Below are 23905 nucleotides of genomic sequence, written 5' to 3' on the forward strand. Positions count from 1 at the left end.
CCCGCCCAACCGCCGTCAGGCATTGCCGGACGCTAAAGCGCCAGGCGAGCCCCATCCGCAACCGCCGGCGCAGGAGACACCGCGGGCAGCGCATCGGTGAAGGCCTCGACAACTGCCATCTGGCCGGTGGAGTCGGGAACGCCCGGGTACTGGACATGGGCAGCTTCCACCGGCTCGGCGGCGGCTTCCTCCGACCGCATCCGGACCAGCGCCACGGCGGAGATCAGGAACCAGGCCACATTGGTGACCACGGAAGGCCATGCGCTGTGCAGGGTGCCGTTGATGATGAAAGCCACGGAGCCAAACAGGTTGGCGGTCTGGAATCCCTTGCCAGCCTTCAGCCAGCCCATGGAAACGGCGAGGTACGCACTAAGAATCGCAACAGCGCCTGCCCAGCCGGCGAGTTCCCACAGCAGATTCATGGCGTCCTTTCAAGGGTTCCCGAGCAGTATTCGGGCAGGGTTCAGGAGGGGTAAAACGGGGGTTGGTTTTGCCGGGGCTTGTTTACTCGAGCCCTGATCGGGCGAGGACCTCATGCTGGCCGGCGGCATAATCATATCCCGCGCCCGGACACCACTTTTACCCGTGAAAGGTGATTCTCCCCACGTCTGGACAAGGCCTGCGCGGCGTAGCACGATCAGAGCTGTGACCAACAGTTCCGGCCCCGATCCCTATCTTCGCGAACTCACCCAGCTGAGGCGCGTCAAGGACCGGATGGACCGCGAATATGCGCAGCCGCTGGACGTCGAATCACTCGCCAAGGATGTCCATATGTCGGCCGGCCATTTCAGCCGCCGCTTCAAGCTGGCCTACGGCGAATCCCCGTACAGCTACCTCATGACCCGCCGGATTGAACGGGCCATGGCGCTGCTCCGCAAAGGTGACCTCAGCGTGACCGAGGTGTGCTTCGCCGTCGGCTGTTCCTCGCTGGGCACCTTCAGCACCCGCTTCAGCGAACTGGTGGGCATGCCGCCGAGCGCCTATAAGCAGGAGGCAGCGGAGTCGACGGCGGGGATCCCGGCCTGCGTGGCAAAACAGGTCACCAGACCGGTCAGGAATCGAGAAGCGCCGGCCCGTGAGCCGTCACTAGCATGACTGGCATGGACATCAACATTTCCTCAACCTTCCTTCCCGCCACCGATCCCGACGCTTCCCTCGCCTTCTACCGAGACGCGCTCGGCTTCGAAATCCGCAACGACGTGGGCCGCGGCACCATGCGCTGGATCACCGTGGGCCCTGCCGGCCAGAAGGACGTCTCCATCGTCCTGCACCCGCCGGCAGTGGACCCGGGCATCACCGAGGACGAGCGCCGCACCATCACCGCGATGATGGCCAAGGGCACCTACGCCACCATCGTGCTGTCCTCCCCCAACGTGGACGCCGCCTTCGCCAAGGTGGAGGCCGCCGGGGCCGACGTCGTCCAGGAACCCATCGACCAGCCCTACGGCATCCGCGACTGCGCCTTCCGCGACCCTGCCGGCAACACGGTCCGCATCAACCAGCAGCCCTAGGCATATAAACAGACACGTATATAACGGACGACGCCGGAGCGGGGCTGCCAGCGCAGCTTCGCTTCGGCGCCGCTCCAGGAAGAAGGGGGACACCTTGAGCACCGAAGCAGACACGGAAACCACCCAGGCGGCGCACATTGCCGACAGCCACGACCTGATCCGGGTGCAGGGCGCCCGGGAAAACAACCTGAAGGACGTGAGCCTGGAACTGCCCAAACGCCGCCTGACAGCGTTCACGGGTGTCTCCGGCTCGGGGAAGAGTTCGCTGGTGTTCGCCACCATCGCCGCCGAGTCACAGCGGATGATCAACGAAACCTACAGCGCCTTCGTCCAGGGGTTCATGCCCAGCTTGGCCCGGCCGGACGTGGACCGTTTGGAGGGCTTGACGACGGCGATCATCGTGGACCAGGAGCGGATGGGTGCCAACCCGCGCTCCACCGTGGGCACCGCCACCGACGCCAACGCCATGCTCCGGATCCTGTTCAGCAGGCTGGGCCAGCCCTATGTCGGGCCGCCCACCGCATTCTCCTTCAACGTGCCCACCCGCAAGGCCAGCGGCATCATGAGCACCGAGAAGGGCGGCCGGGTGGAAAAGAACGTGGTCCGCCAGGTCACGTACCTCGGCGGCATGTGCCCGCGCTGCGAGGGCATGGGGAACATCAGCGACATCGACCGGACGGCCCTCTATGACGACTCGAAGTCCCTTTCCGAAGGCGCGCTCACCGTTCCCGGCTACTCCATGGATGGCTGGTACGGCCGCCTCTTCGAGGGCATGGGCCTGCCCATGGACAAGCCGATCGCCAAGTTCACGGCCAAGCAGCTGGACACCATGCTGTACGCCGAGCCCACCAAGATCAAGGTGGAGGGCGTCAACCTCACGTTCGAAGGCGTGATCCCCAAGATCCAGAAGTCCATGCTCTCCAAGGACGTGGAGGCCATGCAGCCGCATGTAAAGCGGTTCGTGGAGCGCGCCGTCACGTTCGCCACCTGCCCGGACTGCGGCGGCACCCGCCTGACCCAGGAGGTGCTGGGCTCGAAAATCAACGGCAAGAACATCGCCGAACTGTGCACCATGCAGATCAGCGACCTGGCGCAGTGGGTCCGCGGACTGGACGAGCCCTCCGTGCGGCCGCTGCTCGCCGCGCTGCGGGACCTGCTGGATTCGTTCGCCGGCATCGGCCTGGGCTACCTGTCGCTGGACCGTCCCGCCGGCACCCTCTCCGGTGGCGAGGCGCAGCGGACCAAGATGATCCGCCACCTGGGGTCCTCCCTGACCGATGTCACCTACGTTTTCGACGAGCCAAGCATCGGCCTGCACCCGCACGACATCGAGCGGATGAACACGCTCCTGCTGCAGCTGCGGGACAAAGGCAACACCGTCCTGGTGGTGGAGCACAAACCGGAGATGATCGCCATCGCCGACCACGTCGTCGACCTCGGCCCCAAGGCCGGCACCGGCGGCGGCGAGATCATGTACGAGGGCGATGTGCACGGCCTGCGTTCCAGCGGCACCATCACCGGCCGGCACCTGGACGACCGCGCCCGCGTCAAGGACTCCGTCCGGAAGGCCACCGGCGCGCTCGAGGTCCGGGGCGCCTCGACGAACAACCTGCAGGACGTCGACGTCGATGTGCCGCTCGGCGTGCTCTGCGTGGTGACGGGCGTGGCCGGCTCCGGAAAGAGCTCCCTGATCCACGGCTCTCTGGCCAAGCGCGAGGGCGTTATCGTCATCGACCAAGGGGCCATCAAGGGTTCGCGGCGCAGCAACCCGGCCACCTACACGGGGCTGCTGGAGCCCATCCGGAAGGCCTTCGCCAAGGCCAACGGCGTGAAGCCGGCGCTCTTCAGTTCCAACTCCGAGGGCGCCTGCCCCACGTGCAACGGCGCCGGCGTGATCTTCACCGAACTGGGCGTCATGGCCACGGTGGAGTCCACCTGCGAGGACTGCGAGGGCCGCCGCTTCCAGCCCGCCGTCCTCGAATACACCCTCGGCGGCCAGAACATTGCGGACGTCCTGGACATGTCCGTGGAGGCGGCACTGGCGTACTTTGCCGAGGGCGAGGCGAAAACGCCGGCCGCGCACAAGGTCCTGGAACGCCTGGCGGACGTGGGCCTGGGCTACATTTCACTGGGCCAGCCGCTGACCACACTGTCCGGCGGCGAGCGCCAGCGGCTCAAGCTGGCCACCCAAATGGCCGAGTCCGGGGACGTCTACATCCTGGATGAGCCCACGGTGGGGCTGCACCTGGCGGACGTGGAACAGCTGCTGGGGCTGCTGGACCGGCTGGTGGACTCCGGAAAGTCGGTCATCGTCATCGAGCACCACCAGGCAGTGATGGCGCACGGTGACTGGATCATCGACATCGGCCCGGGAGCAGGGCACGACGGCGGCAGGATCGTTTTCGAGGGCACCCCGGCTGACCTGGTGGCCGGCCGGTCCACGCTCACCGGGCAGCATCTGGCAGCCTACGTCGGGTCCTGACGCCGGCGGTAATCCTGTTTACCGTCCGCCCGGCAACAGGCCCAGGAAGCTGGCGGTGGCGGCGCCTATCTGCTGCTGCGCTGCGCCGCGGCTGATGCCGGGCTCGCCGTCGCCTGGTTGTGGCCCGTAGTCGCCGAAGAACGCGTGCACCCCGCCCTGGACGGCGATGAACTCGGTATCCGACGGCAGCAGGTCCCTGGAGGCCTGGATCTTCTCCGGCGTGCTGAGTCCGTCCTTGGTCCCGGAGGCGGACAGCACTGCCAGGCCGGTCCGTCCCCGCAGCGATTCCACCGGGTAGGAGGCGTACAGGACCAGCCCGGAAATATCCGTGTTGTGCAGGGCGAACGATGAAGCCGCCACCCCGCCAAGCGAGTGGCCGCCCACCGCCCAGCTGGTGATGTCCGGGTTGTCCTGGATGGCACTGCGTGCCTGGTTTCCGTCCAGCAGGCTGAGCCCGAGCGGCTCCTTCAGGATGACCACCCGGTACCCGGCGCCCACCACGGGGCCCAGAATGTCCTGGTAGGCCCGGGCGTCCACGCGCGCGCCCGGGTAGAAGACCAGCCCCCTGGTGGTCCTGGCCCCATCGGGTGACATGGTGATGGCAGTGCTGGTTTCGGTGACGGTGAGGTCCGACGCCGGCCCGGCCTCCGCCGTCGGTCCGGGCTGGTAGGCGAAGGGGTTGAGCCAGGCCAGCGCGGCGGCGAGCGCCAGGACGGCCAGCCTGGCAGCCCACGCCCCGACGGCCCGGACACGGGAGCGGGGGCGGGGGACATTGCGGCGGCGCCAGAGCAGGGCCGCCCATGCGGCACCGGCGGCTGCCGCGGCCAGCAGGATGCCCGGCAGCAGCGGGTGGCCGCCCGGGACGGCGGGGTTCCCGGCCAGCATCCACAGCGCAACACCTGTCAGGGCGGTAGCACAAGCCACCGATGTCCAGAAAAGGGCCGTCCGTTTCCTGGGCGGCGCGCTGGCCTGGCCCGCAGGTGAGGTCTCCATGGTTCCTGATCCTTCCATCCGGCGGCAGGATTTCAATGCCGGGCTGGCCTACGCTGGCCGTATGCCCGAAAAGTTCCGGTACGACGTCGAGATCCTGCACCTGCTGGTCTCCCCCGCGCATGCTTACTTTGGCCGTGCCCGTGACGGCGCCGCCGACGTTCCCACCGCTGATGCTTCACAGGCTGAGGTGGTGGCCGGTAAGGGCATCGTGGGCGACCGCTTCTTCGGGAAGGCCGCGCACATGGATGCTGCGGTGACCCTGTTCGCCGTCGAATCCCTCGAGGCCATCGCCGAAGAGCTGGGCGCGGCGCCGTTCGATCCGCTGCTGACGCGCCGGAACGTGGTGCTCCGCGGAGCCCAGCTCGCGCCATTGCTGGGGCAGGACTTCGTGCTGGAATCCGGCGGTTCCGCGGTGACCCTGCACGGCGGGCGGCACGCCCAGCCCTGCGCGTGGATGAACGAGATGCTGGCCCCGGGCGCCCACCCGGCCATGCGCGGCCGCGGCGGCATCCGCTGCCGCGCGGTCTCCAGCGGATTCCTTCACCGGGGTCCTGCCGTGCTGGTCAGCCCAGTGCCACTGGACCCTGCGCTGGCCGGCGAGGCAAGCCTGCTCCGGCCCTCCAGGCTTCCCTAGCGGGCCCCGAGTGCCTACCGCTTCCGGTGGATGGACTTGTAGCTCAGGTAGGCGTTGAGGCCCTCGATCCCGTATTCGGTGCCCAGCCCGGAGTCGTGCCGTCCGCCGAACGGGGCGGAGTGGTTGGAGGCGAAGAAGTTCAGGCCCACCGACCCCGTGTCCATGCGGTCCGCCACGGCGAGCGCGGCGTCCTCGTCCCGGCCGAACACCAGGCCGCCCAGCCCGAATTCGGTGTTGTTCGCCAGCGCCAATGCCTCCTCGACGCTGCCGCCGGCGTCGTTGTACTTGAGGATGGTGATCACCGGCCCGAAGATCTCCTCGCGGGCGATCCGCATGTCCGGGGTGACGTCGGCGAACACCGTGGGCTCAATGAAGCAGCCGTTCTCCAGCCCTCCTGTCAGCGACGCAGGGCGCCCTCCGGTGGTGGCCCGGGCGCCTTCGGCGAGTCCGGACTCGACGTATTCCATGACCGTCCGGTACTGCGCTTCGGTGGCGCAGGGGCCAAACACCGTCTCCGGATCCAGGGGGTCGCCCTGCTTCCCGGCGGCGATGGTGGCCGTGACCATGTCCACCACCTCGTCGTACCGGCTGGCCGGGGCCAGGATGCGGGTGGAGATGTAGCAGGTCTGCCCCGTGTTCCGCATGGAGGACTTGATCAGCACCCGGGACATGGCGTCCAGGTCCGCGTCCGGCAGGACAATGGCGCTGGACTTCCCACCCAGTTCCAGCGTGACCGGGCGCAGCAGCTCACCGCAGGCAGCGGCAATCTTCCGGCCCACCGGCGTCGATCCCGTGAACGCCACCTTGGCCACTCCGGGGTGCTTGACCAGCACGTCGCCCAGGCGGCCGGAGCCGGTGACCAGGTTGACGACGCCGGCCGGGACGCCTGCTGCGGCGACCGCATCGATAATCACGCGGATGGACAGCGGGGTGGGCGACGCCGGCTTGATCACCACGGTGCAGCCGGCCAGCAGCGCCGGCGCCAGCTTGATCATCACCAGGTTGATGGGGAAGTTCCACGGGGCGATCAGGGCACAGACACCCAAGGGATCGCGCCGCACCACGGATTCGCCGCCGCCGCGGGGGAAGGGACGGACGTCCTCCTGTTCCAGGTACCCGGCCAGGGTGGCGAAGTAGCGCAGGATGCCGGCGGCGTTGGCCGCGGCGCCGGAGGATTCGGCCACCGGGGACCCGTTCTCCCGGGAATTGGTCAGGGAGAGTTCGTCGGCGCGCTTCTCCACTTCATCGGCGATCCGGAGCAGGTAGGCGGCCCGTTCGGACGGCGAGAGCCGGGGCCACGCGCCGTCGTCAGCGCCCTCAAAGGCTTGCTGCGCGGAGCCGACGGCGGCGTCCACGTCCTCGGGGGTTCCGTCGGGGACAGAGCCCCAGACTTCGCCGGTGGCGGGGTCGGTGACCGGGTTCCGGCCGGTGCCCCGGGAGGGCTGCCAGGCGCCGTTGAAGAAGATGGTGTCCACGTGCGTGTGCGGCAGGCGCAGGCCGAAGCGGGCGGACACGGCCGGCGCATCATGGGTGGCGGCGTCATGCGCCGGGGCAGTCATCGGATCACCGCCGTCTTCAGCAGGGCGTTGGACCGGGCAAGGTCGGCGGTGGCCATGTCCACGGCGGCCTGCGTGATGAGCTCCGGGACGATTTCGGTGACCAGCCGGTCCGTGTAGGTGGCGGGGTCCATGGCGAACCAGGAGGAGGCCAGCGCGATGCCGGCATGGTCGAACCGCCACAGCCTGTCCGCGTCACGCATCAGCGCGTCCTCCAGCGAGCGCGCCACCGGACGGGTGTCGTGGCCGTCGATGATCCCGCAGACGCGCTCCACGAACTCCGGCGGGTAGCCCAGGCCGGGCAGGACCCGGCGGGCCACGTCGCAGCCCTGCTTCTCGTGTTCGTAGCGGATGGTGGCCTTGCGCCAGTCCCCCGTGAACCCCTCCGAGAGGATGCGGGATTCGTCCACGTGCGCCCAGCCGGTGTCATGCAGCAGCGTTGCCACCCGGACCAGTTCGGCGTCGGCCTGCGGGTAGGCCCGGCAGAGCCGTTCTGCGAAGGCCAGGGAGATGGGCAGGTGGATGTCGTTGCCGCGGGTCCTGGTTTCGTGGACCACCGCTTTCCAGAGCGCGTCGAGCGAATCAAGGGCCGCGGGGGTGCCGGCAATGGGGGTGGTGTCCACGGGTCCAGCGGCGGGGATGGGGCGGACGCCGTATTCGGCGGCGAAGGCATCGGCCAGGGCGTCGCCCGTGTCCGGTGCGGTGCCGGGGGCGCTCCCGGCGGCAGTGCCGGGCTCCGCCGGGGCAAACGGCGTCTTGGGGGTGCTCATAATGCTCCTTCGGGTTGGCTGGCCTCGCGACTAGCTGTCCGTGGTGATGGTCTTGAGTTGGGTGCCGGGGTCTGCGGCGGCTTCGGCGGGAATGTTGAGGCCTTTGGCGAGCGCGTTCTTGACGGCCATGAAGTCCAGCGGCGCGTTCACGCAGTCCGCGGCGATAATGCGGCTCTGCCGGTAGTAGAGGACGCTGAATTTGCCGCGTTCCTGGTCGTTCCGGACCACGGTCTGGTCGTAGCCGTTGCACAGCCCGGCGATCTGCAGCTTGAGGTCCGCCTGGTTGGACCAGAACCACGGGATGCCGGCGTATTCCTCGCGCCGTCCGGTCAGCGAGTAGGCGGCCACCTTGGCGTGCTCGATGGCGTTGTTGACACTTTCCAGCCGGATCCGTTCCCCGGGCTCGGAGCCGGGAACGGGGTTGGGCATGTTGGCGACGTCCCCCACGGCCACCGTGGTGCCGTCGGAGGCCAGCGCGAACCGGTCCACCACCACGCCGTTGTCCACGGCCAGGCCCAGCTGTTCCGCCAGCTGGGTGTTGGGGATGACGCCGATGCCGATCAGGACGATCTGTGCCGGCAGAACCGTCCCGTCCTGGAGCTCGACGCCGGCAACGCGCGTGCCGCCGTCGTCTGCGGTGAAGCGCGCCGCACTGGTGTTGAGGCGGATGTCCAGTCCGCGGGACCGGTGGGCCTGCAGGAAGTATTCGGCGGTCTCCTCCCCCACGGCCCGGCCCACCAGGCGGGGGCCGAACTCGAGCACGGTGACATTCTTTCCCATCTTCTGCAGGCTGGACGCGGCCTCGAGGCCGATGAACCCGCCGCCGATCACCACCACATCCGCGGCGTCGCCCACCTTGGCCTTCAGCGCCAGGGCGTCGTCGGCGTTGCGGAGGTAGAGCACACCGTCCAGGCCGCTGCCCTCGATCTCCAGCTTCCGGGCGCGGGCTCCCACGGTGAGGGCCAGCCGCTTGAAGGGGAACTCCCGGCCGGACGAGGCGTGCGCCACTCCGGAGCCGTCCGCTTCCTTGTCGATCCGGACGATATATTCGCCCTTCACCAGGTCCACGCTGTGCTCGGCCCAGTAATCATTGGAGCGGAAGATCAGGGACTCGCTCTCCACCGTGCCCTGCAGGAACTCCTTGGACAGCGCCGGCCGCTGGTACGGGCGGTGGTCCTCGTCCCCGAGAAGGGTGATGTGTTCGTCGAATCCCAGGGCCCGGAGCGATACCGCCAGCTGGACCCCGGACTGGCTGGCGCCAATGATGAGAAGGCCCGTCCGGGTGGGAACCGTGGCCGCTGCCGTTTCCTTCTCCACTGCCTGCGTTCCCATGGCTACACCTGGGTTTCGGGGGTGGTGACGAAGAGTTCGAGCTCTTCCGTCAGGCGGAGCTGGCAGGACAGCCGGGAGTTGTCCTCGCGGTCCACGGCGGTGCCGTAGAGCATCTCGTCCTCCATGTCCTCCATGGCGGGCAGCTGCGAAGCGCAGTCCTCCCGGACAAAGACGTGGCAGGTGGCGCAGGACAGCGAGCCGCCGCACTCGGCCACGATGCCGGGGACGCCGTTGCGCACCGCGGTTTCCATGACCGAATCGCCTGGATTGCCTTCGACGTCCCGGACGGTGCCTTCTGCGTCGGTGAAGTGAACCGTTGGCATTGTGGTCCTCCTTGGTTGAAGTTGGTTTCGATGGTGGCGGGGTGGCCGGTCAGATGAACTGCCGGCCGCCGTCCACCACCATGGTCTGGCCGGTGTAGTAGGAGCTGTCCGGCCCGGCGAGGAACAGGGCGGCGCCAACGATGTCCTCGGGCTGGCTGGCGCGTTTGATCGCTCCACGGTCCACACCGTAGTTCTCGGCGTTTTCCATTAGTCCGTAGCTGGCCTCGGTGAGGGTGAAGCCTGGGGCGATCGCGTTCACGGTGATCCCCCGCCGGCCCAGTTCCTTGGCCATGACCCGGGTGAGTGCCACCACGCCGCCCTTGGAGGCTACGTAGTGCGCCCACTGTTCGGAGCCGCTGAAGATAGTGGCGCTGGAGAGGTTGATGACCCGGCCGCCCTCGGCCAGGTAGGGGCTGGCGGCGCGGGTCACCAGCCAGGGGCCTTTGAGGTTGACGTTCATCACCAGGTCCCATTCGGCCGGGTCGATGTCCTCGAAGCGGCTGCGGGTCACCCCCGCGTAGACCGCCGCGTTGTTAAGGACGACGTCGATGCGGCCGTTCCCGAACTCCGCGCAGCTTTTCGCGAGCTGCTCCGTGGAGTCCACATCGGTCACGTCGGCGGAGAAGGCTGCGGCGCGGGCGCCGGCCTCGCGGACCAGCTTGGCGGTCTGCTCGGCACCCTCGAGGTTGATGTCGGCCACCGCCACCCGGTAGCCGCGGACGGCGAAGCCGAGCGCGAACGCCCTGCCCAGCCCGCCGGCAGCTCCGGTGATGAGGACGGTTCTCCCTTTCATGCCCTCAACGGAATATTCTCCTGAGGGCATGTCCTGATCAGACATGGCTGTGGCTGTGGGCGCCTGGTCCGGCAACCACTAGGTCGTCGGCGTCCAGGATCTGGACCGTGCCCTTGGTGCCGTCCACCCGCAGCCGCTGGCCGGTCCTGATGGTGGTGGACCCGGAGCCCGTGCCGGTGACTGCGGGCAGGCCGTACTCCCGGCACACGATCGCGGCGTGACTCATCATGCCGCCGATGTCCGTCACCGTGGCGCTGATCTTGCCGAAGATCGGGCCCCAGGACGGGGCCGTCACGGTGGCCACCAGGATTTCGCCCTGCTGCACCTCGGAGAGCTGGTCGGCGTCGGTGACCACGCGGGCCAGTCCTTCCACCACGCCGGGCGAGGCGGCCATGCCGCGCAGTCCGCCGCCTTCCACTTCCTTGCCGGCTCCCAGCCACTGCTGGACCTGTTCGGTGGTGATGCCCCAGAGCATCCGGGTGAAGGGTTCGGTGATGGACGCCGGCGGGGTGTTCAGTGCGGGCGCGGGGCGGGCGGTCTTGAGGGCGTCCACGATGCCGCGGCGGCGTTCGATTTCCTCGGGCCAGTAGTCGGGGCCGATGGGCTTGGCCCCCACGCCCCAGCCGGTGATCAGGTCGAAGAGGGCGTCGCGGACCTCGTTGCGGCCCAGGTAGAGCAGGTCGTCCGGTTGGGTCCAGAAACCTTCGGCATGCATCATGCGGGAGAGTTCGCGGATCTTGCGCCAGAAGACGCCCATGGTCCAGTGCTCGATGTAGAAGTTGTGGTTCTCCACGTAGGGGTAGGCGGTGGCGGCGAGGCCGCGCTTGGCGTCGAAGACTGCCTGGCTGTCGCCTTCGAGGAGGTCCCGGTATTCCTCGATGATGCGGTCGCGTTCGGTGATCAGGGCCTCGACGGGGCGCATGATTTCCTGGCCCTCGTCCACGCGCCGGATGTAGTCGGCAATATAGCCCAGCGGGATTTCCTGGTTCACGTTCCAGTATTTGTCATGGCCGTAGAAGCCGTTGCCCACGGTGAAGTTGAACCACGGGTGCTTGGCACCTTCGTACTGGGCCAGCCAGCGGTCCCCGCCGGGGTCGGCGGCGATGGCACCCAAAGTAGCCTCGACGTCGTCCGTGTTTCCAAAGTGCGGCTGGAGGCCCAGTTCGACGGCGAGCTTGGCGAGCTGCTTGAGCTCGTCATCGGGGCGGAACAGTTCCATGTCCACGCCCTGCACCATGCTGGCGATGGACTGGTCCGGGATGTTGGGGAAGACCTGCTTGCAGAAGTTGAAGAAGTCCAGGTAGGCGATGTAGCCCAGGTTCAGGAACTCGAAGTGGTACTGCCAATTCTGGTATGCCAGCTGGATGAGGCGGTCGTAGCTTTCCAGGAGCTTCTCGGAGCCGTCCTTGCCCTTGCCGGAGGTGATGTCCTCCATGGGGACCATGTCCGGAAGCCTGGGGAAGGAGATGGTTTCCATCTCGTCGATGGTGCCCTTGACCTTGACGTGCCAGTCCTTCAGGAGCTGCTCCCAGTTCTGGAAGTAGTGGCCCACCCGCTGCTCGAACAGCGGCACGCGGGCGGCGATCTGGTCCCCCGGCACGGGAATGGGGGACATGTAGAGGTAGCCGAGGTGGATGCGGAACTCGATGCCGTTGGCATTGGGGATCATCAGGTGGCGGGCGTTGTACTGGCCCAGGCATTTGACCGCGAATTCGCCGCCGATGGTCTCGAAGGGCTTGAACACGGTGGGCCAGTGCTGGCTGTCGCAGAACCAGAACTTGGCGTCCTCCTGCTCCTTGAGCTTGTCCTGGAAGACCAGGTAGTAGGGGTAGATCTTTTCCCAGCCTTCGGCGCCGGCGGGGACCGGAAGCTCGGAGGGCTTGGGGAACGACTTCATGGACATGGCGGTCCTTTCGGGAGGGCTCGGCGGTGAGCCTTGGTGGGGTGAAGCCTCGGGTTTCGGGTCAGGCGGTCGGCTTGAGCGCGGGGGTGCTCAGTCCGCTGAAGTAGCCGCCGGTGACGACGGGCTGCGGCGCGGTCACCGGCTTGGAGGAGTGGACCGTTTCCGGCCGGGACTGCAGGAGGAGCAGGTTTTCGCCGTCGGGGAGGTCGGCGTCGAGGGCCCATTCGATGTCCTGCGGGCACTTGTAGTGCTTCTCGGCCCGCTTGGCCATCTGGGCGACGGCGGTGAGTTCCGCATCGGTGAGGCTGCGGCGGCCCCGGCGTTCGTCGTCGACCTCGCGTTCCACCAGGCGCTTGGCACCGGAGTCGGGGACCAGTTCGGCGTGCTTGTCGCCCAGGTGTTCGGTGACGACGGCGAGGGTCACCTTGTCCAGCACGATATTGTCCGGGGTGACCTGGCCGGACACCACCATCTCGCCCACGCCGTAGGAGGAATCGATGGTGATCTTGGACCTGTCGCCGTTGGTGGGGTCCATGGTGATGGCGACGCCGGAGACCCTGGAGTTGACCATCTTCTGCACCACCACGGCCATGGACAGGCCTTCGTTGGGGATGCTGTTCTTGAGCCTGTAGATGATGGCCCGGGACGTGTAGAGCGAGGCCCAGCATTGGCGGATGTGCTCGGTGACGGCCTTGACGCCGTCCAGCCAGAGGTAGGTGTCCTGCTGCCCGGCAAAGGAGGCGTCCGGCAGGTCCTCCGCGGTCGCGCTGGACCGGACGGCCACCGGAACAGGCGCGTCGAAGCGTCCCATCAGGGATTCGTAGGCCTCGATGGTCAGGCTGCGCAGCTTTTCAGGCACCGGGCGGGAGCAGATGTCCTCGCGGATGGCTGCGGACACCTGGTCCACCTGCCGGGTGTCCTCCGGGTCCAGCCCGGCGAGCACTTCGTGGATCTTCGCCGTGATCCCGGCTTCATCCATGAAGGCATCGAACTGCGCGGTGGTGACCACGAAGCCGGGCGGAACAGGCATGCCGGCTGAGGTCATGGTGACCAGGGACGCGCCCTTGCCGCCGAGGTTTTCAAGCTTCGGCTCGATGCCGCCGTCGAAGAACTGAACGTATTCGTTGCTTTGCATGGTGCTTAGGCCTTCCAGGTGACAGGAACGGTCTCGGGAACACGGAAGGAGAGGTTTTCGCGGAAGGCGATGTCCTCCGGGGCGTCGAGCTGCAACCGGGGGGCGAGCCGGGCCACTTCCTCGAGTGCGATTTTTGCCTGCAGCTTGGCGAGCATGTTGCCCAGGCAGTAATGGATGCCGAACCCGAAGGAGAGGTGCTCGCGGGCGTTGGGCCGGGTGATGTCGAAGTGCTCGCCAGCCTCGAACTTGGTTTCGTCGCGGTTGGCCGAGCCCATCAGGAGCAGCAGCTGCGAGCCCATTTCGATGGGCACGCCGCCCACCTCGGTGTCCTTGAGGGCCTTGCGGCGCCAGCCGACGATGGAACCGGCGTAGCGGAGGACCTCGTCGATGGCGGCGGGGATCTTCTTGGGATCCGCCACCAGCTGCTGCCACTGCTCCGGACGGGCCAGGAGTTCGCGCAGGGCGTTGGAGATGAGGGTGGTGGTGGTCTCGTGCCCGGCGAACAGCAGGCTGTAGAGGACAGAGGCGATCTCATGGTCCGAGATCTCGGCGCCGTCCTGCTGGGCCTTGACCAGGTCCGCCGTGAGGTTGTCGCCGCCCTGTTCGTGCGCCACCCGGACCAGGCGCAGGCATTCCTGCCAGTACTCCACCAGGTTGTGTGCGTGCGGGATCTGCTCCTCGTCGCTCAGGTCGCCCCAGGTCATGGCGGCGCGGGAGTCGGACCAGCGCTTGAACGTGTCCACCTGGGAGACGTCGGCCCCGATCAGGGTGAGGATGGTGATGGTGGGAACGTCGTAGGCCAGGTCCTTGACCAGGTCCCCTCGGTGCTCGTCGCGGGACAGCATCTTTTCGAGCAGGTCCACCACGTTCTGCCGGATGAACGGTTCCAGGGCCTTGTAGCGGCGGGGCGTGAAGGCCTTCTGCACCACGGCGCGGATGCGGGTGTGCTCCGGCGGACGCCTGGCGGACAGGCCGGAGTAGGCGGTGAAGCCGCCCTCTTCCATGATCTTCTTCGCGGCGGGTCCCCGCTCCCGGACCGGGGCCTGGGCGTTCTCGCTGGAGAACGTTTCCCAGTCCTCGAAGATGGCTTTGATGTCGTCGTAACGGGAGACGACGTACAGGCCGGTGCGCTCATCGAACATCACGGGCTGTTCGGCCCGGAGTTCCGCATAGGCGGTGAAGGGATCCTTCATCTGGAAGGGTTCGTAGCCATGGTGCCCGGCGGGGGCTTCGGCGCCGTACCCGAAGGGACAGCGGCCAGCCGTTTCTGTCGACGATGACATGGTGACTCCTGGTGACTTGGCTCCCCCGGCGCCTGGCGGGCCGCGGGGGTTTCTTAGTGACCAGTGTGGTCCACATCACCGGACGGGGACACTGCCCGCTTCCACTGGACGGAAGCCAATCATCAGCCGCGCGTTCCCTTGTGCACGCCGATCAACGTTTCCAGGGGGATCCGTGCCGTGGCCTTCTCAATTTGGGTGGAGATGCCCCTGAGTACGGGCAGGTACCGGGTCATGGTGGACGCCTGGGCCGTGGGCAGCACCAGGCCAATGGCGGCACCGATCCGTCCGGTATGGAACACCGGGACGGCGATGGAGCACGAGCCAAGGCGAACTTCCTCGAGGGTGGTGGCATAGCCCTGCGCATGGATGTCCGCCAGCTCGGCCGCGAATTTTTGGGGGTCGATGTGGGTGTGGGCGGTGGCCCGTTCCAGGTCCCGGTGCAGGTAGGCGTCGCGCACCCAGTCGTCTTCGAAGGCCAGGATGACTTTGCCGACGGCGGTGGCGTGCATGGGCAGGCGGCCGCCCACCCGGGACGCGCGGGGTACGCGCTTGGAGCCGTAGACCCGGTCTATGTAGAGAACTTCGTTGCCGGCCCGGATGGCCAGGTGTGCCGTTTCGCCGGTGAGCGAGAACAGGTCCTGGATGTAGGGGTGGGCGGCATCGCGCAGCTGGCGGCCGGTGTTCTGCGCCAGCTCCCACAGCCGGATCCCCAGCTGGTAGCGGCCGTTCGGTTCCCGCGACAGGAAGCCCCAGTCGGCCAACTCGTTCACCAGGCGGTGCGCGGTGCTGAGCGGGAGCCCGGATTTGTCAGCGATATCGGTCAGGCTCAGAGCACCGCGGGACGTCTCGAAGGCTTCCAGGATGGACAGCACTTTGGATGTCACTGTGCGTCCGGGGTCGCGGCTGCCGCCGGCCATGGGGGCCTCCTCGCTCCTGGCGCTGGGCCCAGGGTGCCGGCAGCGTCCGGAATGAGTCTAAGCGCGGGAACGGCTCCGGGCCGCGCCGGTTTCCAGGTCAGCCAAGCAGGCGTTGCCGCTGCGGCCAGAGGGTAACCGATTCCAGTGCCGACAGTGCCCGGGCCATGGCCTGCGCCTCTGCCGTGAACAGGTGGCCGTGCACGCGCTGGGAGCAGAGCCGCAGGGCCTGCCCGCGGTCCAGCCCGAACCAGTCCATGACGGTGTCGATGCCGTGTGGGCTGAGCCGCCAGGTCTTGTCCGCGTCCTTGACGATGGCGTCCTCGACGGAAATCGCCTCGCGCCGCGAATCGTGGCCGTCGATGATGTTGAGGATGGCGGGGATTTTGGCGGCGTCGTAACGGCACTTCGCGAGGATGTCCGCGGCCAGGCGCGCCCCCTCCTTTTCGTGCAGCAGCACCAGGTCTGGCCTGCCGCCGCCCGGTGCAATGGCTGCCAGGACGTCGCCCGGCGGGACCTGCGACCAGCCGATGTCGTGCAGCATGATCGCGGGAAGGACGACGGTGGCATCCGCCTCCGGGTGGGCGTCCAGCAGGGCGCGGGCCAGGCCGAACGCATATAGGGTGTGGGCGTCGTTGTCCCGGACCTTTAGGTATGGTGCGGCCAGTTCCCAGATTCCTGCCAGCACCGGGTCCAGCGCGATGACCCCAACCGGGTCCGGTTCGATTCCGGAGGCAACAGCGGCGGCGGCGAGGCCTGAGTGGTTGGCGGCGGGCTGCAGCTTCGTCATCCATCCAGCCTGCCCGGCAACCGGCCCGCGGGCAACGGGTGGCTTCTGCCCAGTGGAACTCCGGTGGTGAGGCGCACGACGGCGTCACGCACGGCACGCTTTCGGCCCACCTAAGGCGGGGAAGCCCCGGAAAGCCGGGCCCCGCCGTCGACCGTTGCCTTAAAGCGTGCCCCGCGTGACGCTCCCGCGCCTCCAGGTCACACGATGGCGGTGGCGTTGGCCGGGGAACCGGTGCCGCCGGTGATGTTCAGCGGCTTGATGCTGATGAAAGAGTCCCACCTGCCCGTGCTGCGCATGTGCCGGGCCAGCGGGCCGAGCCGCCACAGCTCACCCAGCGGCATGCCGAGCTTGGCCAGGAGCTGCTGGTGCATCATGCCGTGGTCGTTGAACGCGGACTCCCGGTAGGGGCTGTCCGGGACGGCGGGGAGGCATTCGAAGGCAAAGTTATCCGCCGCGACCACGGCAAACCGGCTGTCCCACGCCCAGGCCACGAACTCCTGCGACTGCGCCACGCCCGTTGCCATCCGGCTCTTCCGGAGCCGCTGCTTCTCTTCCGGATCCAGCGCCAGGAACCATTCGCACCATCCGGTGTGGAGCAGAAGGATGTCGCCGGGGCGGGCGGTCAGGGACTGAGACTCCAAGGCCGCATGGACCAATTCCAGGCCCAGGGGTTCCCCGGCCGCATGGTCGATGGGCTCCCCCATGCCGTTACGGAAGCCCTCAAGGTCCACCAGCACGCCCCTGCCGGCAATAGGGTGTTCAGCCCATTCCTGGACTCCCAGGTCCGGGGTGCCTTCGGTGATCCGGTGGTCCGGAACGCCGTTGTAGAAGCCAACGTCATCGGCACGGCGGTGCCTAAGACCGTCAATCTGGGTAGATCCCTGCAGGAAGTACCCGTCAAGGTAGTCGTCCCGGTGGGCGGGGTGGGAGGAGTAGATGGTGTGCCGGGGCGCCCCGCGCTTGAGCGACATGCCCGGATCAAAGGCGTCGGCGGGATAGTCCAAGCCGAACACGGCGCCGGCCCGGATGCAGTCCCTTGCCTCCAGGACGGCCGCGGGAGTGATGAACGACGGTGTTCCCCTGCCCGGTTCTGGGAAGAGGCCCCACGATGTACCCGCCAGGTTGCCCTCCCTCGCCAGGAGCTCCGAGAAGGTGGGAAACATTCCGGGTGCGGTCATCGGGTGGTGGCTTCCTGCTGCTGTTCGGCCTGTTTCCGGGGGCGCTGGTAGCTGAGCAGGAACCCGGCCACGGCGCAGACCGACGCGGCAATGCAAACCGGCGGCTTGACGTAGGTGTTGAAGAACTCGAGCCAGGCGTTTTGCCCGGCCACAAGGCCCGCGGCCTGTCCGGCAACGAACAGGACGCCGCCGATGAGGAGGACACCGAGCGTGAGGGTGAAGACGCTTTGGATGAACCGTCGGGGTGTTTTCATGGTGGTTCCTTAGATGGGCAGGATGCCGAGGGTGATCAGCACGCCGATGACCAGCAGGGGCAGCGCATAGTGGGTGAGCAGGCGGGCGAAGGTCTTGAGGGGGTTGACGTCCGCGATGCCGCAGGCCACATAGAGCGGTGCGCCACCGGGCGGAACCGCGGCCTCGCAGGAGGAGAAAATGAGCACGGCGACGGCGGCTGTGGTGGCCGGGACACCGGCGGCGACAAGGGCGGCAACGCCGACCGTTCCCACGGCGGCCATGGTGGCAGTGGCGGACAGCGGGGCTGCGACGGCGATGACGATCAGCCCGATCAGGATGGCGAGCAGCCAGAGGGGAAGGTTCAGCCCGTTCAGCAGGGCGGTCATTTGCTTGGGCAGGCCGGTGGCGGCGAGCGCGTTGGCGCCGGCGAAGGCGAAGAGCACCGTGACGCCGACGATTCCGAACCGCGGGGCCGAGCCCTGCAGCAGGTTTCCCCAGTCCCGGCCGGTGCGGGGCAGCCGCTTCCTGCCCAGCAGGGCACCGGTGATGAGGAGGACCACCGGGATCCAGACGATGACGCTGACCGATTTGCTGACGTCACCGCCGGTCCAGTCGGAGAGCGTTGAGGTCAGGAACCCGGAGGTGATGACCAGCGGGATGGCGACGACGACGAACAGCAGGAGCGTGGCCCATCCCTGGCCGAACGCGGCCCGGACGGACAGCCGGTGGGCAGGGTCCAGCGGTGCCATTCCGCTTTTCCTGATCAACAGCCAGGTGACGATGAGCCGGTGCAGGAAGCACCAGAGGCCGCCGAAGAGCAGGGGAAGGACCAGTGCGTTGATGTCCAGCAGCGGCCCCACGGTTGCTGAGCCGACCAGGACGAACATGGAGGCGCTGAACGGGAAGGTGATGCCCATCCCGGCGTTCCCCGCCACCAGGGTTGCCGCCGCGGGCTTGTCGAGCCTGGATTTTTCCATCCAGGGAATGGTCACCGAGCCTACCGTCGCGGCGATGGCTGCCTGGTTGTGGACCACTCCCCCCAGGGCGGCGGACGCCACGGTGGAGACCCAGGCCGGGCCGCCCCTGACTCCGCCGATCAGCGAGTTGAGCAGGTCGATCAGCCTATCGAGGACGCCGCCCTTATCCAGCAGGTAGCCCATGAAGACGAACGCCATGGTGGCGTAGACAATTTCGTCGGTCGCTGCCGAAGAGAGCGCTGACCAGCCGACCTGTGCCGCGGCAGCGCCGGTAAACGGCAGCACCACCAGGAAGCCCAGGATCATGGCCTCGCCCACGCTGCGCTTGACGGCGGTCGTCCAAAGCAGGATGACGGCGAGGTAGGCGCCCAGTGCCCAGATGCCGATCATGCTGCTGCTCCTGACGGCGGAATGCCGGTTGCTGTTGAAATCACGTATTTCCCGTTCCTGATTGTGCCCTGCTGTGCGGTCAGCGCAAGGCCGGTTCCGTGTCCTGGGCCATCCGGCCAAGGGCGGCGGCGGAGGCGGTGGTCATCTCGGCTGGCACGCCGAGGTCCGAGAGGTAGCTGGCGGTGTCCTGCATCTCCTTTGAGCGGCGGACGGCGTGCTTGGCGGTTCCGGTGAGGAACCTGTCGATGACCGCCTGGCCATCCCCAGCCAGCTGGTTCGCGATCTGGCCCCGGATCCAGTCCTCCAGGCCGGCCGCCTGGCCGGCCGTGACCGCTTCCACCACCACGGACGCCAGGCCCTTCATCAGGACGCTGCGCAGCAGCTTGTGGGCCATCGCCTCCCCCGGGCCGCCGTCGACGATCTCGACCTGCACGCCGAGGGGACGCAGCAGGGCGGCAACGGCCTGGGCTCCGGGACCACTCACCATCAACGGGGTCTTTTCCCCCAGTGCGGAAACCGGTCCCAGGATAGCGACGTCGGCAAAGGCTGCCTTGGCGGGCAGCTGTCCGAGTTCCTGCATGACACCCGGGGAAGATGATGTGAAGTCCGCGTAGACGCTGCCGTCACCGAGGACCGGCAGGCATTCCTGCGCCACACTGCGGGCCGCGGCGGCTCCGGTCATCACCAGGACGATGTCAGCCCCGGCACAGGCCTCGGCCGCCGTTGCCGCCCGGGATACACCTTCCGGGGTTGTGGCGGCCACGGGGTCGAACCCGGTGACGTGGTGGCCCGCAGCTGCGAGCGCTGCGGCGTAGGTGGCTCCGGCTTCGCCGAGGCCAATGACGGTGCACGTTGTCATGGTTTGCTCAGTTCCTTCTGGTGGTATTGCGGTCTAGTTGCGGGCGGCGACGATGGCCTGGCGGCGGCCGGTTTCATCAGCGAACACCGCTTCGGCGGCTTCGGCGACGGCGGCGGCCTGGTCCCGGGGGATGACCACCACCCCGTCGGAGTCACCAACGATGACGTCGCCGGGCAGGACCGGGACTCCGCCGAAGGCGACGGCGGTTCCCAGCCTGAACGGGCCGTCCTTGTAGGGGCCGGCGGGCGAAGTAGCCCTGGCGAAGACGGGCATGCCGATCTCACCCAGCGCCTCGGCGTCGCGCGCTGCTCCGTCCAGCGCGAAGCCCGCTACGCCAAGGTTGATGGCCCGCTCCCCGATCAGTTCACCCAGGAGGGCGCGGGACTCATCTGCGCCCCCGGCGACCACAATGACGTCTCCGGGACGGGCATGCTGCAGGGCAGCGTGTATGCCCTTGTTGTCTCCTGGCCGGGTCCACACGGTGAATGCCGGCCCGGCGAGCTTGGCACCGGGCCACACGGCCTGGATGGCGGAGTCCGCCACGCCGAGCCGGTCCATGGCGTCGCCGATGTTGGCGGCGGGCAGCTTGGCGAGCCGGTCCACGATGCCTTGGTCGGGGCGGGCGAAGTCGGCGCTGGTGTCGATGGCTGGAGTTGTCATGGTCGGTTCCTTACGGGTGTGTGGGTCAGTCTTTTTTCTGGACCTGCGGAAGGACCTTCTTGAAGTCGTCTTCCTGGCCTGCCCAGAACTTCTGGTACTCGGCGCCGCTGAGGTAGCTGGTCTGCAGGCCCAGGTCCTTCATCTTCTGCACCACGGCGGGGTCCTCGATGGCCTTCTCAATGGCGGCTTCAAGCTTCTTGGCCACGTCAGCCGGGAGCCCGGCGGGGGCGGAGTAGCCGCGGGCGGTCCCGGCGGTCAGGTCGTAGCCGGATTCCTTGAAGGTGGGGATCTCCGGCAGCGAGGGGGCGCGGTCCGCGGACATAACGCCGAGCACCCGTGCCTTGCCCTGCTTGCTGAGGTCGTTCACGTCGCTGACATTGGCCACCAGGACGTCCACGTGCTTCCCCAGGAACGCGGTAGTGGCCTGCGAGGCGCCCTCGGAGAAGTGGACCGGCGCGAACTCCGAGCCGGTGCTTTCCTGGATCTGGGCCAGGGCGAAGTGTTCGCCGGTCTGGATGCCGGTGGTGCTGGCGGTGAGGGACTTCGGCTTGGCCTTGACCGCGTCCAGCAGTTCCTTCAGGGTCTGGTACGGGCTGTCCGGCTGGACGGCGATGACGGTGGGGTCGATCACCTGCCGGCCCAGCGGCTGGAAGCTGTCCCTGGTGTACTTCGCGCCGCGGGCCGGATCCAGGGGTGAGACCACCACCGAGGGGGAACCGGTGGCGCCGATGGTGTAGCCGTCGGGCTTGGCGCTGGTCAGGGCCGTGTAGCCGATCTGGCCACCGGCACCGGGCTTGTTGATGACCTCGACGTTGGTGCCGAGCTCCTTTTCGAGGACCGGCTGGATGAGCCTGGCCGCGGTGTCCACTGCGCCGCCCGACGAGAAGGCGACAATCAGGTCGATGGACTTGCCTTTCTTGGGGAAGTCGCCGGCGGCTGCACCGGAATTGCTGGCTCCGGCGTTGGCGCCGCAGCCGGTGAGGGCGAGCAGGGACGCAGCCGCTACTGCTGCGAAGATCTTCTTGCGTGACATGGTTCTTCTCCTTTGAAGGGGTGCGGGTGTAGGGGTTACGGGTGGGGAGTCAGGCCTCCGGATCCTCCATGAGGGCCTTGGGCTTGCGGAGTTTGAGCAGCGGGCTGCAGATGATGAGGAGGCCGATGCCGATCAGGACAGCGGAGATGGGACGGCTGGTGAAGACGGTGAAGTCGCCCTGGGAGATCTCCAGCGATTCGCGGAGGGAGCGTTCCATCAGCGGGCCGAGGACCAGGGTGAGCACCATCGGGGCCAGCGGAATGTCGAGGTTGCGCAGTGCGAGGCCCAAGAGGCCGAAGCCGATCATGACGTAGACATCGAAGACGCTGAAGTTGATGGTGTAGGCCCCGATGACCATGAACACGAGGATCACTGCGGTCAGGATCGGGGTGGGTACGCGGAGGATTGAGGTCCACAGTCCGACGAGCGGGACGTTCAGCAGCAGCAGGAGGACGTTGCCGATGAAGAGGCTGGCGATGATGGCCCAGGCGATTTCCGAGTGTTCCGTGAACAGGCTGGGTCCCGGGGTGAGGCCCTGCTGCAGGAAGGCGCCCATCAGGACGGCGATGGTGGGCGAGGCGGGGATGCCAAGGGTGAACAGCGGGATAAGGGCAGCATTGGCGTGGGCATTGTTGGCGGTCTCCGGACCGGCGACGCCTTCGACGGCCCCCTTGCCGAGTTCGTGGCGGAAGCGGGAGAACCGCTTTTCCGTAGCGTAGGAAAGGAGCGAGGATACGGACCCGGTCATGCCGGGAATGAGGCCCAGGCCGAAGCCGACGCCGGTGCCGCGGGCCATGGACGGCGCGCTGCGGCGCCATTCCGTCCTGGAGGGGAACAGCTGCCGGAAACCGGGGGCGTGGACCACCGGGGTGGGCTCGTTCCGGCGGAAGGAGAGGATTTCGGAGAGCCCAAAGACGCCAACGATGACGGCGACGAAGCTGACTCCGTCCATCAGGTTGTCAATACCGAAGGTGAACCGAGGTGCTCCGGCCACGGGGTCGATGCCCACCATGGAGATCAGCAAACCCAGGGCGCCGGAGATCAGTGCCTTGACCATGGATTTTCCAGCCAAGGCAACCAGCAGGGAGATGCCCACCACCATGAGGGCGAAGAATTCGGGCGGCCCCACCAGCAGGCCCATCTCGCCGAGCGGCTTGGCGGCGGCGACCAGGCCGACGGTGGCGATGGTGCCGCCGATGAAGGAGCCGACGGCGGCCAGCGTCAGTGCCGCTCCGGCCCTCCCCATCCTGGTCATGGCGTAGCCGTCGATGGTGGTGATGGCCGATGACGCTTCACCGGGGGTGTTCAGCAGGACGCTGGTAATGGTGCCGCCGTACTGGGTGCCGTAGAAGATGGCACACAGCATGATGATGGACCCTGCGGGGTCGAGGTTGAGCGTCAGCGGGATGAGCAGTGCCACGCCCGCGACGGGCCCCACGCCGGGCAGGACACCGATGATGGTGCCGAGCAGGCAGCCGAGGAAGGCAAACAGCAGGTTTTGCCAGGTCATGGCGGTGGCAAAGCCGCCCAGCAGTTCGTTGAGGGTTTCCATGCCTAGAGTCCGATCAGGTTCAGCGGAGTAAATGCCGAGACGGGAAGGGCCACGTTCAGGCCGTAATTGAAGGCGTAGAAAGCACCGACGCTTCCCACCAGGGCGATGATCAGTGAGGGCACCCATGCCCGGCGTCCCCGGATTTTCAGGTGGTACAGCAGGAACGCGAACATGCTCAACTGGAAGCCCAGCAGGTCCATCACGGACGCCAGGATGACCAGGCTGGCCACGACGGAGATGACCACGCCTTTGTCCACGCCTTCGCCCCTGGCGCTTGGCCGGCGGAATTCCTGGATGAGCCAGACGGCCGACATTGCCACCAGAAGGGCGCCCATCGCGAAGGGGAACAGTCCGGCACCCGGGCCAAGGGACGTCCAAAGGCCCAGGCCCACCGAGCTCACCAGGACATAGATTCCGACGGCGGCGAAGGCGCCTATTCCCGTCAGCACACCGGGAGCGATCCGGATGGTGCTCCCTGCTTTTGTCGTGACTGACTCCGTTGTCATGAGTTTCCTTTTCACAGCGCGTCATTGCGTTTCACAGAATGAAACTATATTGCGTACTGAGAAATAGTGACAGGAGACACAGGGACTGTCAAGCGCA

The 23905-nt window shown here is 67.3% G+C and carries 24 protein-coding genes; 4 read left to right on the forward strand and 20 right to left on the reverse strand.

Features of this window, described 5'->3' with window-relative positions:
- Positions 1-32: 32 nt before the first annotated feature.
- A complete protein-coding gene (locus ACFVTD_RS10050; protein WP_387561795.1) occupies positions 33-422 on the reverse strand; it encodes a hypothetical protein in 390 nt (129 codons plus the stop codon).
- 223 nt (positions 423-645) lie between these two features.
- Here ACFVTD_RS10050 and ACFVTD_RS10055 point away from each other — a divergent pair, with 223 nt between their 5' ends.
- From ACFVTD_RS10055 to ACFVTD_RS10065, 3 genes are all read left to right on the forward strand, one after another.
- The gene (locus ACFVTD_RS10055; RefSeq protein ID WP_387561798.1) at positions 646-1095 is read left to right on the forward strand and encodes a helix-turn-helix transcriptional regulator; all 450 of its coding nucleotides are present in this window, start codon (positions 646-648) and stop codon (positions 1093-1095) included.
- Positions 1092-1511 carry a VOC family protein gene (locus ACFVTD_RS10060; RefSeq protein ID WP_387561801.1) on the forward strand — a complete coding sequence of 140 codons (420 nt, stop codon included), beginning with the start codon at positions 1092-1094 and terminating at the stop codon, positions 1509-1511. The genes ACFVTD_RS10055 and ACFVTD_RS10060 overlap by 4 nt, the downstream gene beginning before the upstream one ends.
- Before the next feature lie 94 nt (positions 1512-1605).
- On the forward strand, positions 1606-3993 hold the full coding sequence (locus ACFVTD_RS10065) for an ATP-binding cassette domain-containing protein (protein ID WP_387561804.1): 2388 nt from the start codon (positions 1606-1608) through the stop codon (positions 3991-3993).
- An 18-nt stretch (positions 3994-4011) separates the two neighbouring features.
- Here the strand turns inward: ACFVTD_RS10065 and ACFVTD_RS10070 are convergent, their stop codons facing one another.
- Positions 4012-4986: an alpha/beta hydrolase gene (locus tag ACFVTD_RS10070; protein WP_387561807.1), complete on the reverse strand. Its 975-nt coding sequence runs from the start codon at positions 4984-4986 to the stop codon at positions 4012-4014.
- 61 nt (positions 4987-5047) lie between these two features.
- Here ACFVTD_RS10070 and ACFVTD_RS10075 point away from each other — a divergent pair, with 61 nt between their 5' ends.
- Positions 5048-5620 carry an MOSC domain-containing protein gene (locus ACFVTD_RS10075; RefSeq protein WP_387562668.1) on the forward strand — a complete coding sequence of 191 codons (573 nt, stop codon included), beginning with the start codon at positions 5048-5050 and terminating at the stop codon, positions 5618-5620.
- Between the two features lie 14 nt (positions 5621-5634).
- On the opposite strand, the gene ACFVTD_RS10080 is transcribed toward ACFVTD_RS10075, so the two are convergent.
- The 18 genes from ACFVTD_RS10080 to ACFVTD_RS10165 form a co-directional block, all read right to left on the reverse strand.
- Entirely contained in the window at positions 5635-7179 is a 1545-nt protein-coding gene (locus ACFVTD_RS10080) for an aldehyde dehydrogenase family protein (protein ID WP_387561810.1), read from the reverse strand.
- Complete coding sequence (locus ACFVTD_RS10085) at positions 7176-7946, reverse strand: HD domain-containing protein (RefSeq protein WP_387561813.1); 771 nt, start codon at positions 7944-7946, stop codon at positions 7176-7178. The genes ACFVTD_RS10080 and ACFVTD_RS10085 overlap by 4 nt, the downstream gene beginning before the upstream one ends.
- Before the next feature lie 30 nt (positions 7947-7976).
- Positions 7977-9278: an NAD(P)/FAD-dependent oxidoreductase gene (locus ACFVTD_RS10090; protein WP_387561816.1), complete on the reverse strand. Its 1302-nt coding sequence runs from the start codon at positions 9276-9278 to the stop codon at positions 7977-7979.
- Positions 9279-9280: 2 nt separating this feature from the next.
- Complete coding sequence (locus ACFVTD_RS10095; RefSeq protein WP_387561819.1) at positions 9281-9601, reverse strand: 2Fe-2S iron-sulfur cluster-binding protein; 321 nt, start codon at positions 9599-9601, stop codon at positions 9281-9283.
- A gap of 49 nt (positions 9602-9650) precedes the next feature.
- Positions 9651-10394 carry an SDR family NAD(P)-dependent oxidoreductase gene (locus ACFVTD_RS10100; RefSeq protein WP_387561822.1) on the reverse strand — a complete coding sequence of 248 codons (744 nt, stop codon included), beginning with the start codon at positions 10392-10394 and terminating at the stop codon, positions 9651-9653.
- A 37-nt stretch (positions 10395-10431) separates the two neighbouring features.
- Positions 10432-12297 (reverse strand): PEP-utilizing enzyme, encoded by a 1866-nt coding sequence (locus tag ACFVTD_RS10105; RefSeq protein ID WP_387561824.1) that lies wholly within the window; start codon positions 12295-12297, stop codon positions 10432-10434.
- Between the two features lie 61 nt (positions 12298-12358).
- Complete coding sequence (locus ACFVTD_RS10110) at positions 12359-13432, reverse strand: PEP/pyruvate-binding domain-containing protein (protein ID WP_387561827.1); 1074 nt, start codon at positions 13430-13432, stop codon at positions 12359-12361.
- 5 nt (positions 13433-13437) lie between these two features.
- A complete protein-coding gene (locus tag ACFVTD_RS10115; RefSeq protein ID WP_387561830.1) occupies positions 13438-14715 on the reverse strand; it encodes a cytochrome P450 in 1278 nt (425 codons plus the stop codon).
- A gap of 122 nt (positions 14716-14837) precedes the next feature.
- The gene (locus tag ACFVTD_RS10120; RefSeq protein WP_387561833.1) at positions 14838-15632 is read right to left on the reverse strand and encodes an IclR family transcriptional regulator; all 795 of its coding nucleotides are present in this window, start codon (positions 15630-15632) and stop codon (positions 14838-14840) included.
- Between the two features lie 97 nt (positions 15633-15729).
- Positions 15730-16419, reverse strand: coding sequence for an HD domain-containing protein (locus ACFVTD_RS10125; RefSeq protein ID WP_387561836.1), 690 nt, complete (start codon positions 16417-16419; stop codon positions 15730-15732).
- Between the two features lie 197 nt (positions 16420-16616).
- A complete protein-coding gene (locus ACFVTD_RS10130; RefSeq protein ID WP_387561839.1) occupies positions 16617-17597 on the reverse strand; it encodes a cyclase family protein in 981 nt (326 codons plus the stop codon).
- The gene (locus ACFVTD_RS10135; protein WP_387561842.1) at positions 17594-17851 is read right to left on the reverse strand and encodes a hypothetical protein; all 258 of its coding nucleotides are present in this window, start codon (positions 17849-17851) and stop codon (positions 17594-17596) included. Before ACFVTD_RS10135 ends, ACFVTD_RS10130 begins: the two co-directional genes overlap by 4 nt.
- A 9-nt stretch (positions 17852-17860) precedes the next feature.
- A complete protein-coding gene (locus tag ACFVTD_RS10140; RefSeq protein WP_387561845.1) occupies positions 17861-19198 on the reverse strand; it encodes a TRAP transporter large permease subunit in 1338 nt (445 codons plus the stop codon).
- 79 nt (positions 19199-19277) lie between these two features.
- On the reverse strand, positions 19278-20057 hold the full coding sequence (locus ACFVTD_RS10145) for a DUF1932 domain-containing protein (protein ID WP_387561848.1): 780 nt from the start codon (positions 20055-20057) through the stop codon (positions 19278-19280).
- Positions 20058-20090: 33 nt separating this feature from the next.
- The gene (locus ACFVTD_RS10150) at positions 20091-20717 is read right to left on the reverse strand and encodes a methyltransferase (RefSeq protein WP_387561851.1); all 627 of its coding nucleotides are present in this window, start codon (positions 20715-20717) and stop codon (positions 20091-20093) included.
- A 25-nt stretch (positions 20718-20742) separates the two neighbouring features.
- Positions 20743-21750 carry a tripartite tricarboxylate transporter substrate binding protein gene (locus tag ACFVTD_RS10155; protein WP_387561854.1) on the reverse strand — a complete coding sequence of 336 codons (1008 nt, stop codon included), beginning with the start codon at positions 21748-21750 and terminating at the stop codon, positions 20743-20745.
- A 49-nt stretch (positions 21751-21799) separates the two neighbouring features.
- Positions 21800-23302 (reverse strand): tripartite tricarboxylate transporter permease, encoded by a 1503-nt coding sequence (locus ACFVTD_RS10160; RefSeq protein WP_387561856.1) that lies wholly within the window; start codon positions 23300-23302, stop codon positions 21800-21802.
- A gap of 2 nt (positions 23303-23304) precedes the next feature.
- A complete protein-coding gene (locus ACFVTD_RS10165) occupies positions 23305-23808 on the reverse strand; it encodes a tripartite tricarboxylate transporter TctB family protein (RefSeq protein WP_387561859.1) in 504 nt (167 codons plus the stop codon).
- Positions 23809-23905 lie beyond the last annotated feature (97 nt).

Source organism: Pseudarthrobacter sp. NPDC058119 (assembly GCF_042884655.1).
GTDB lineage: Bacteria > Actinomycetota > Actinomycetes > Actinomycetales > Micrococcaceae > Arthrobacter.

What these genes read in the sequence shown, in the direction of transcription:
- ACFVTD_RS10095 (WP_387561819.1), bottom strand. Translation starts at nt 9,601, where the DNA reads ATGCCAACGGTTCACTTCACCGACGCAGAAGGCACCGTCCGGGACGTC.
- ACFVTD_RS10105 (WP_387561824.1), bottom strand. Translation starts at nt 12,297, where the DNA reads ATGTCCATGAAGTCGTTCCCCAAGCCCTCCGAGCTTCCGGTCCCCGCC.
- ACFVTD_RS10115 (WP_387561830.1), bottom strand. Translation starts at nt 14,715, where the DNA reads ATGTCATCGTCGACAGAAACGGCTGGCCGCTGTCCCTTCGGGTACGGC.
- ACFVTD_RS10070 (WP_387561807.1), bottom strand. Translation starts at nt 4,986, where the DNA reads ATGGAGACCTCACCTGCGGGCCAGGCCAGCGCGCCGCCCAGGAAACGG.
- ACFVTD_RS10075 (WP_387562668.1), top strand. Translation starts at nt 5,048, where the DNA reads ATGCCCGAAAAGTTCCGGTACGACGTCGAGATCCTGCACCTGCTGGTC.
- ACFVTD_RS10135 (WP_387561842.1), bottom strand. Translation starts at nt 17,851, where the DNA reads ATGAAAACACCCCGACGGTTCATCCAAAGCGTCTTCACCCTCACGCTC.
- ACFVTD_RS10165 (WP_387561859.1), bottom strand. Translation starts at nt 23,808, where the DNA reads ATGACAACGGAGTCAGTCACGACAAAAGCAGGGAGCACCATCCGGATC.
- ACFVTD_RS10100 (WP_387561822.1), bottom strand. Translation starts at nt 10,394, where the DNA reads ATGAAAGGGAGAACCGTCCTCATCACCGGAGCTGCCGGCGGGCTGGGC.
- ACFVTD_RS10110 (WP_387561827.1), bottom strand. Translation starts at nt 13,432, where the DNA reads ATGCAAAGCAACGAATACGTTCAGTTCTTCGACGGCGGCATCGAGCCG.
- ACFVTD_RS10145 (WP_387561848.1), bottom strand. Translation starts at nt 20,057, where the DNA reads ATGACAACGTGCACCGTCATTGGCCTCGGCGAAGCCGGAGCCACCTAC.
- ACFVTD_RS10060 (WP_387561801.1), top strand. Translation starts at nt 1,092, where the DNA reads ATGACTGGCATGGACATCAACATTTCCTCAACCTTCCTTCCCGCCACC.
- ACFVTD_RS10120 (WP_387561833.1), bottom strand. Translation starts at nt 15,632, where the DNA reads ATGGCCGGCGGCAGCCGCGACCCCGGACGCACAGTGACATCCAAAGTG.
- ACFVTD_RS10150 (WP_387561851.1), bottom strand. Translation starts at nt 20,717, where the DNA reads ATGACAACTCCAGCCATCGACACCAGCGCCGACTTCGCCCGCCCCGAC.
- ACFVTD_RS10155 (WP_387561854.1), bottom strand. Translation starts at nt 21,750, where the DNA reads ATGTCACGCAAGAAGATCTTCGCAGCAGTAGCGGCTGCGTCCCTGCTC.
- ACFVTD_RS10130 (WP_387561839.1), bottom strand. Translation starts at nt 17,597, where the DNA reads ATGACCGCACCCGGAATGTTTCCCACCTTCTCGGAGCTCCTGGCGAGG.
- ACFVTD_RS10125 (WP_387561836.1), bottom strand. Translation starts at nt 16,419, where the DNA reads ATGACGAAGCTGCAGCCCGCCGCCAACCACTCAGGCCTCGCCGCCGCC.
- ACFVTD_RS10140 (WP_387561845.1), bottom strand. Translation starts at nt 19,198, where the DNA reads ATGATCGGCATCTGGGCACTGGGCGCCTACCTCGCCGTCATCCTGCTT.
- ACFVTD_RS10080 (WP_387561810.1), bottom strand. Translation starts at nt 7,179, where the DNA reads ATGACTGCCCCGGCGCATGACGCCGCCACCCATGATGCGCCGGCCGTG.
- ACFVTD_RS10050 (WP_387561795.1), bottom strand. Translation starts at nt 422, where the DNA reads ATGAATCTGCTGTGGGAACTCGCCGGCTGGGCAGGCGCTGTTGCGATT.
- ACFVTD_RS10085 (WP_387561813.1), bottom strand. Translation starts at nt 7,946, where the DNA reads ATGAGCACCCCCAAGACGCCGTTTGCCCCGGCGGAGCCCGGCACTGCC.
- ACFVTD_RS10090 (WP_387561816.1), bottom strand. Translation starts at nt 9,278, where the DNA reads ATGGGAACGCAGGCAGTGGAGAAGGAAACGGCAGCGGCCACGGTTCCC.
- ACFVTD_RS10160 (WP_387561856.1), bottom strand. Translation starts at nt 23,302, where the DNA reads ATGGAAACCCTCAACGAACTGCTGGGCGGCTTTGCCACCGCCATGACC.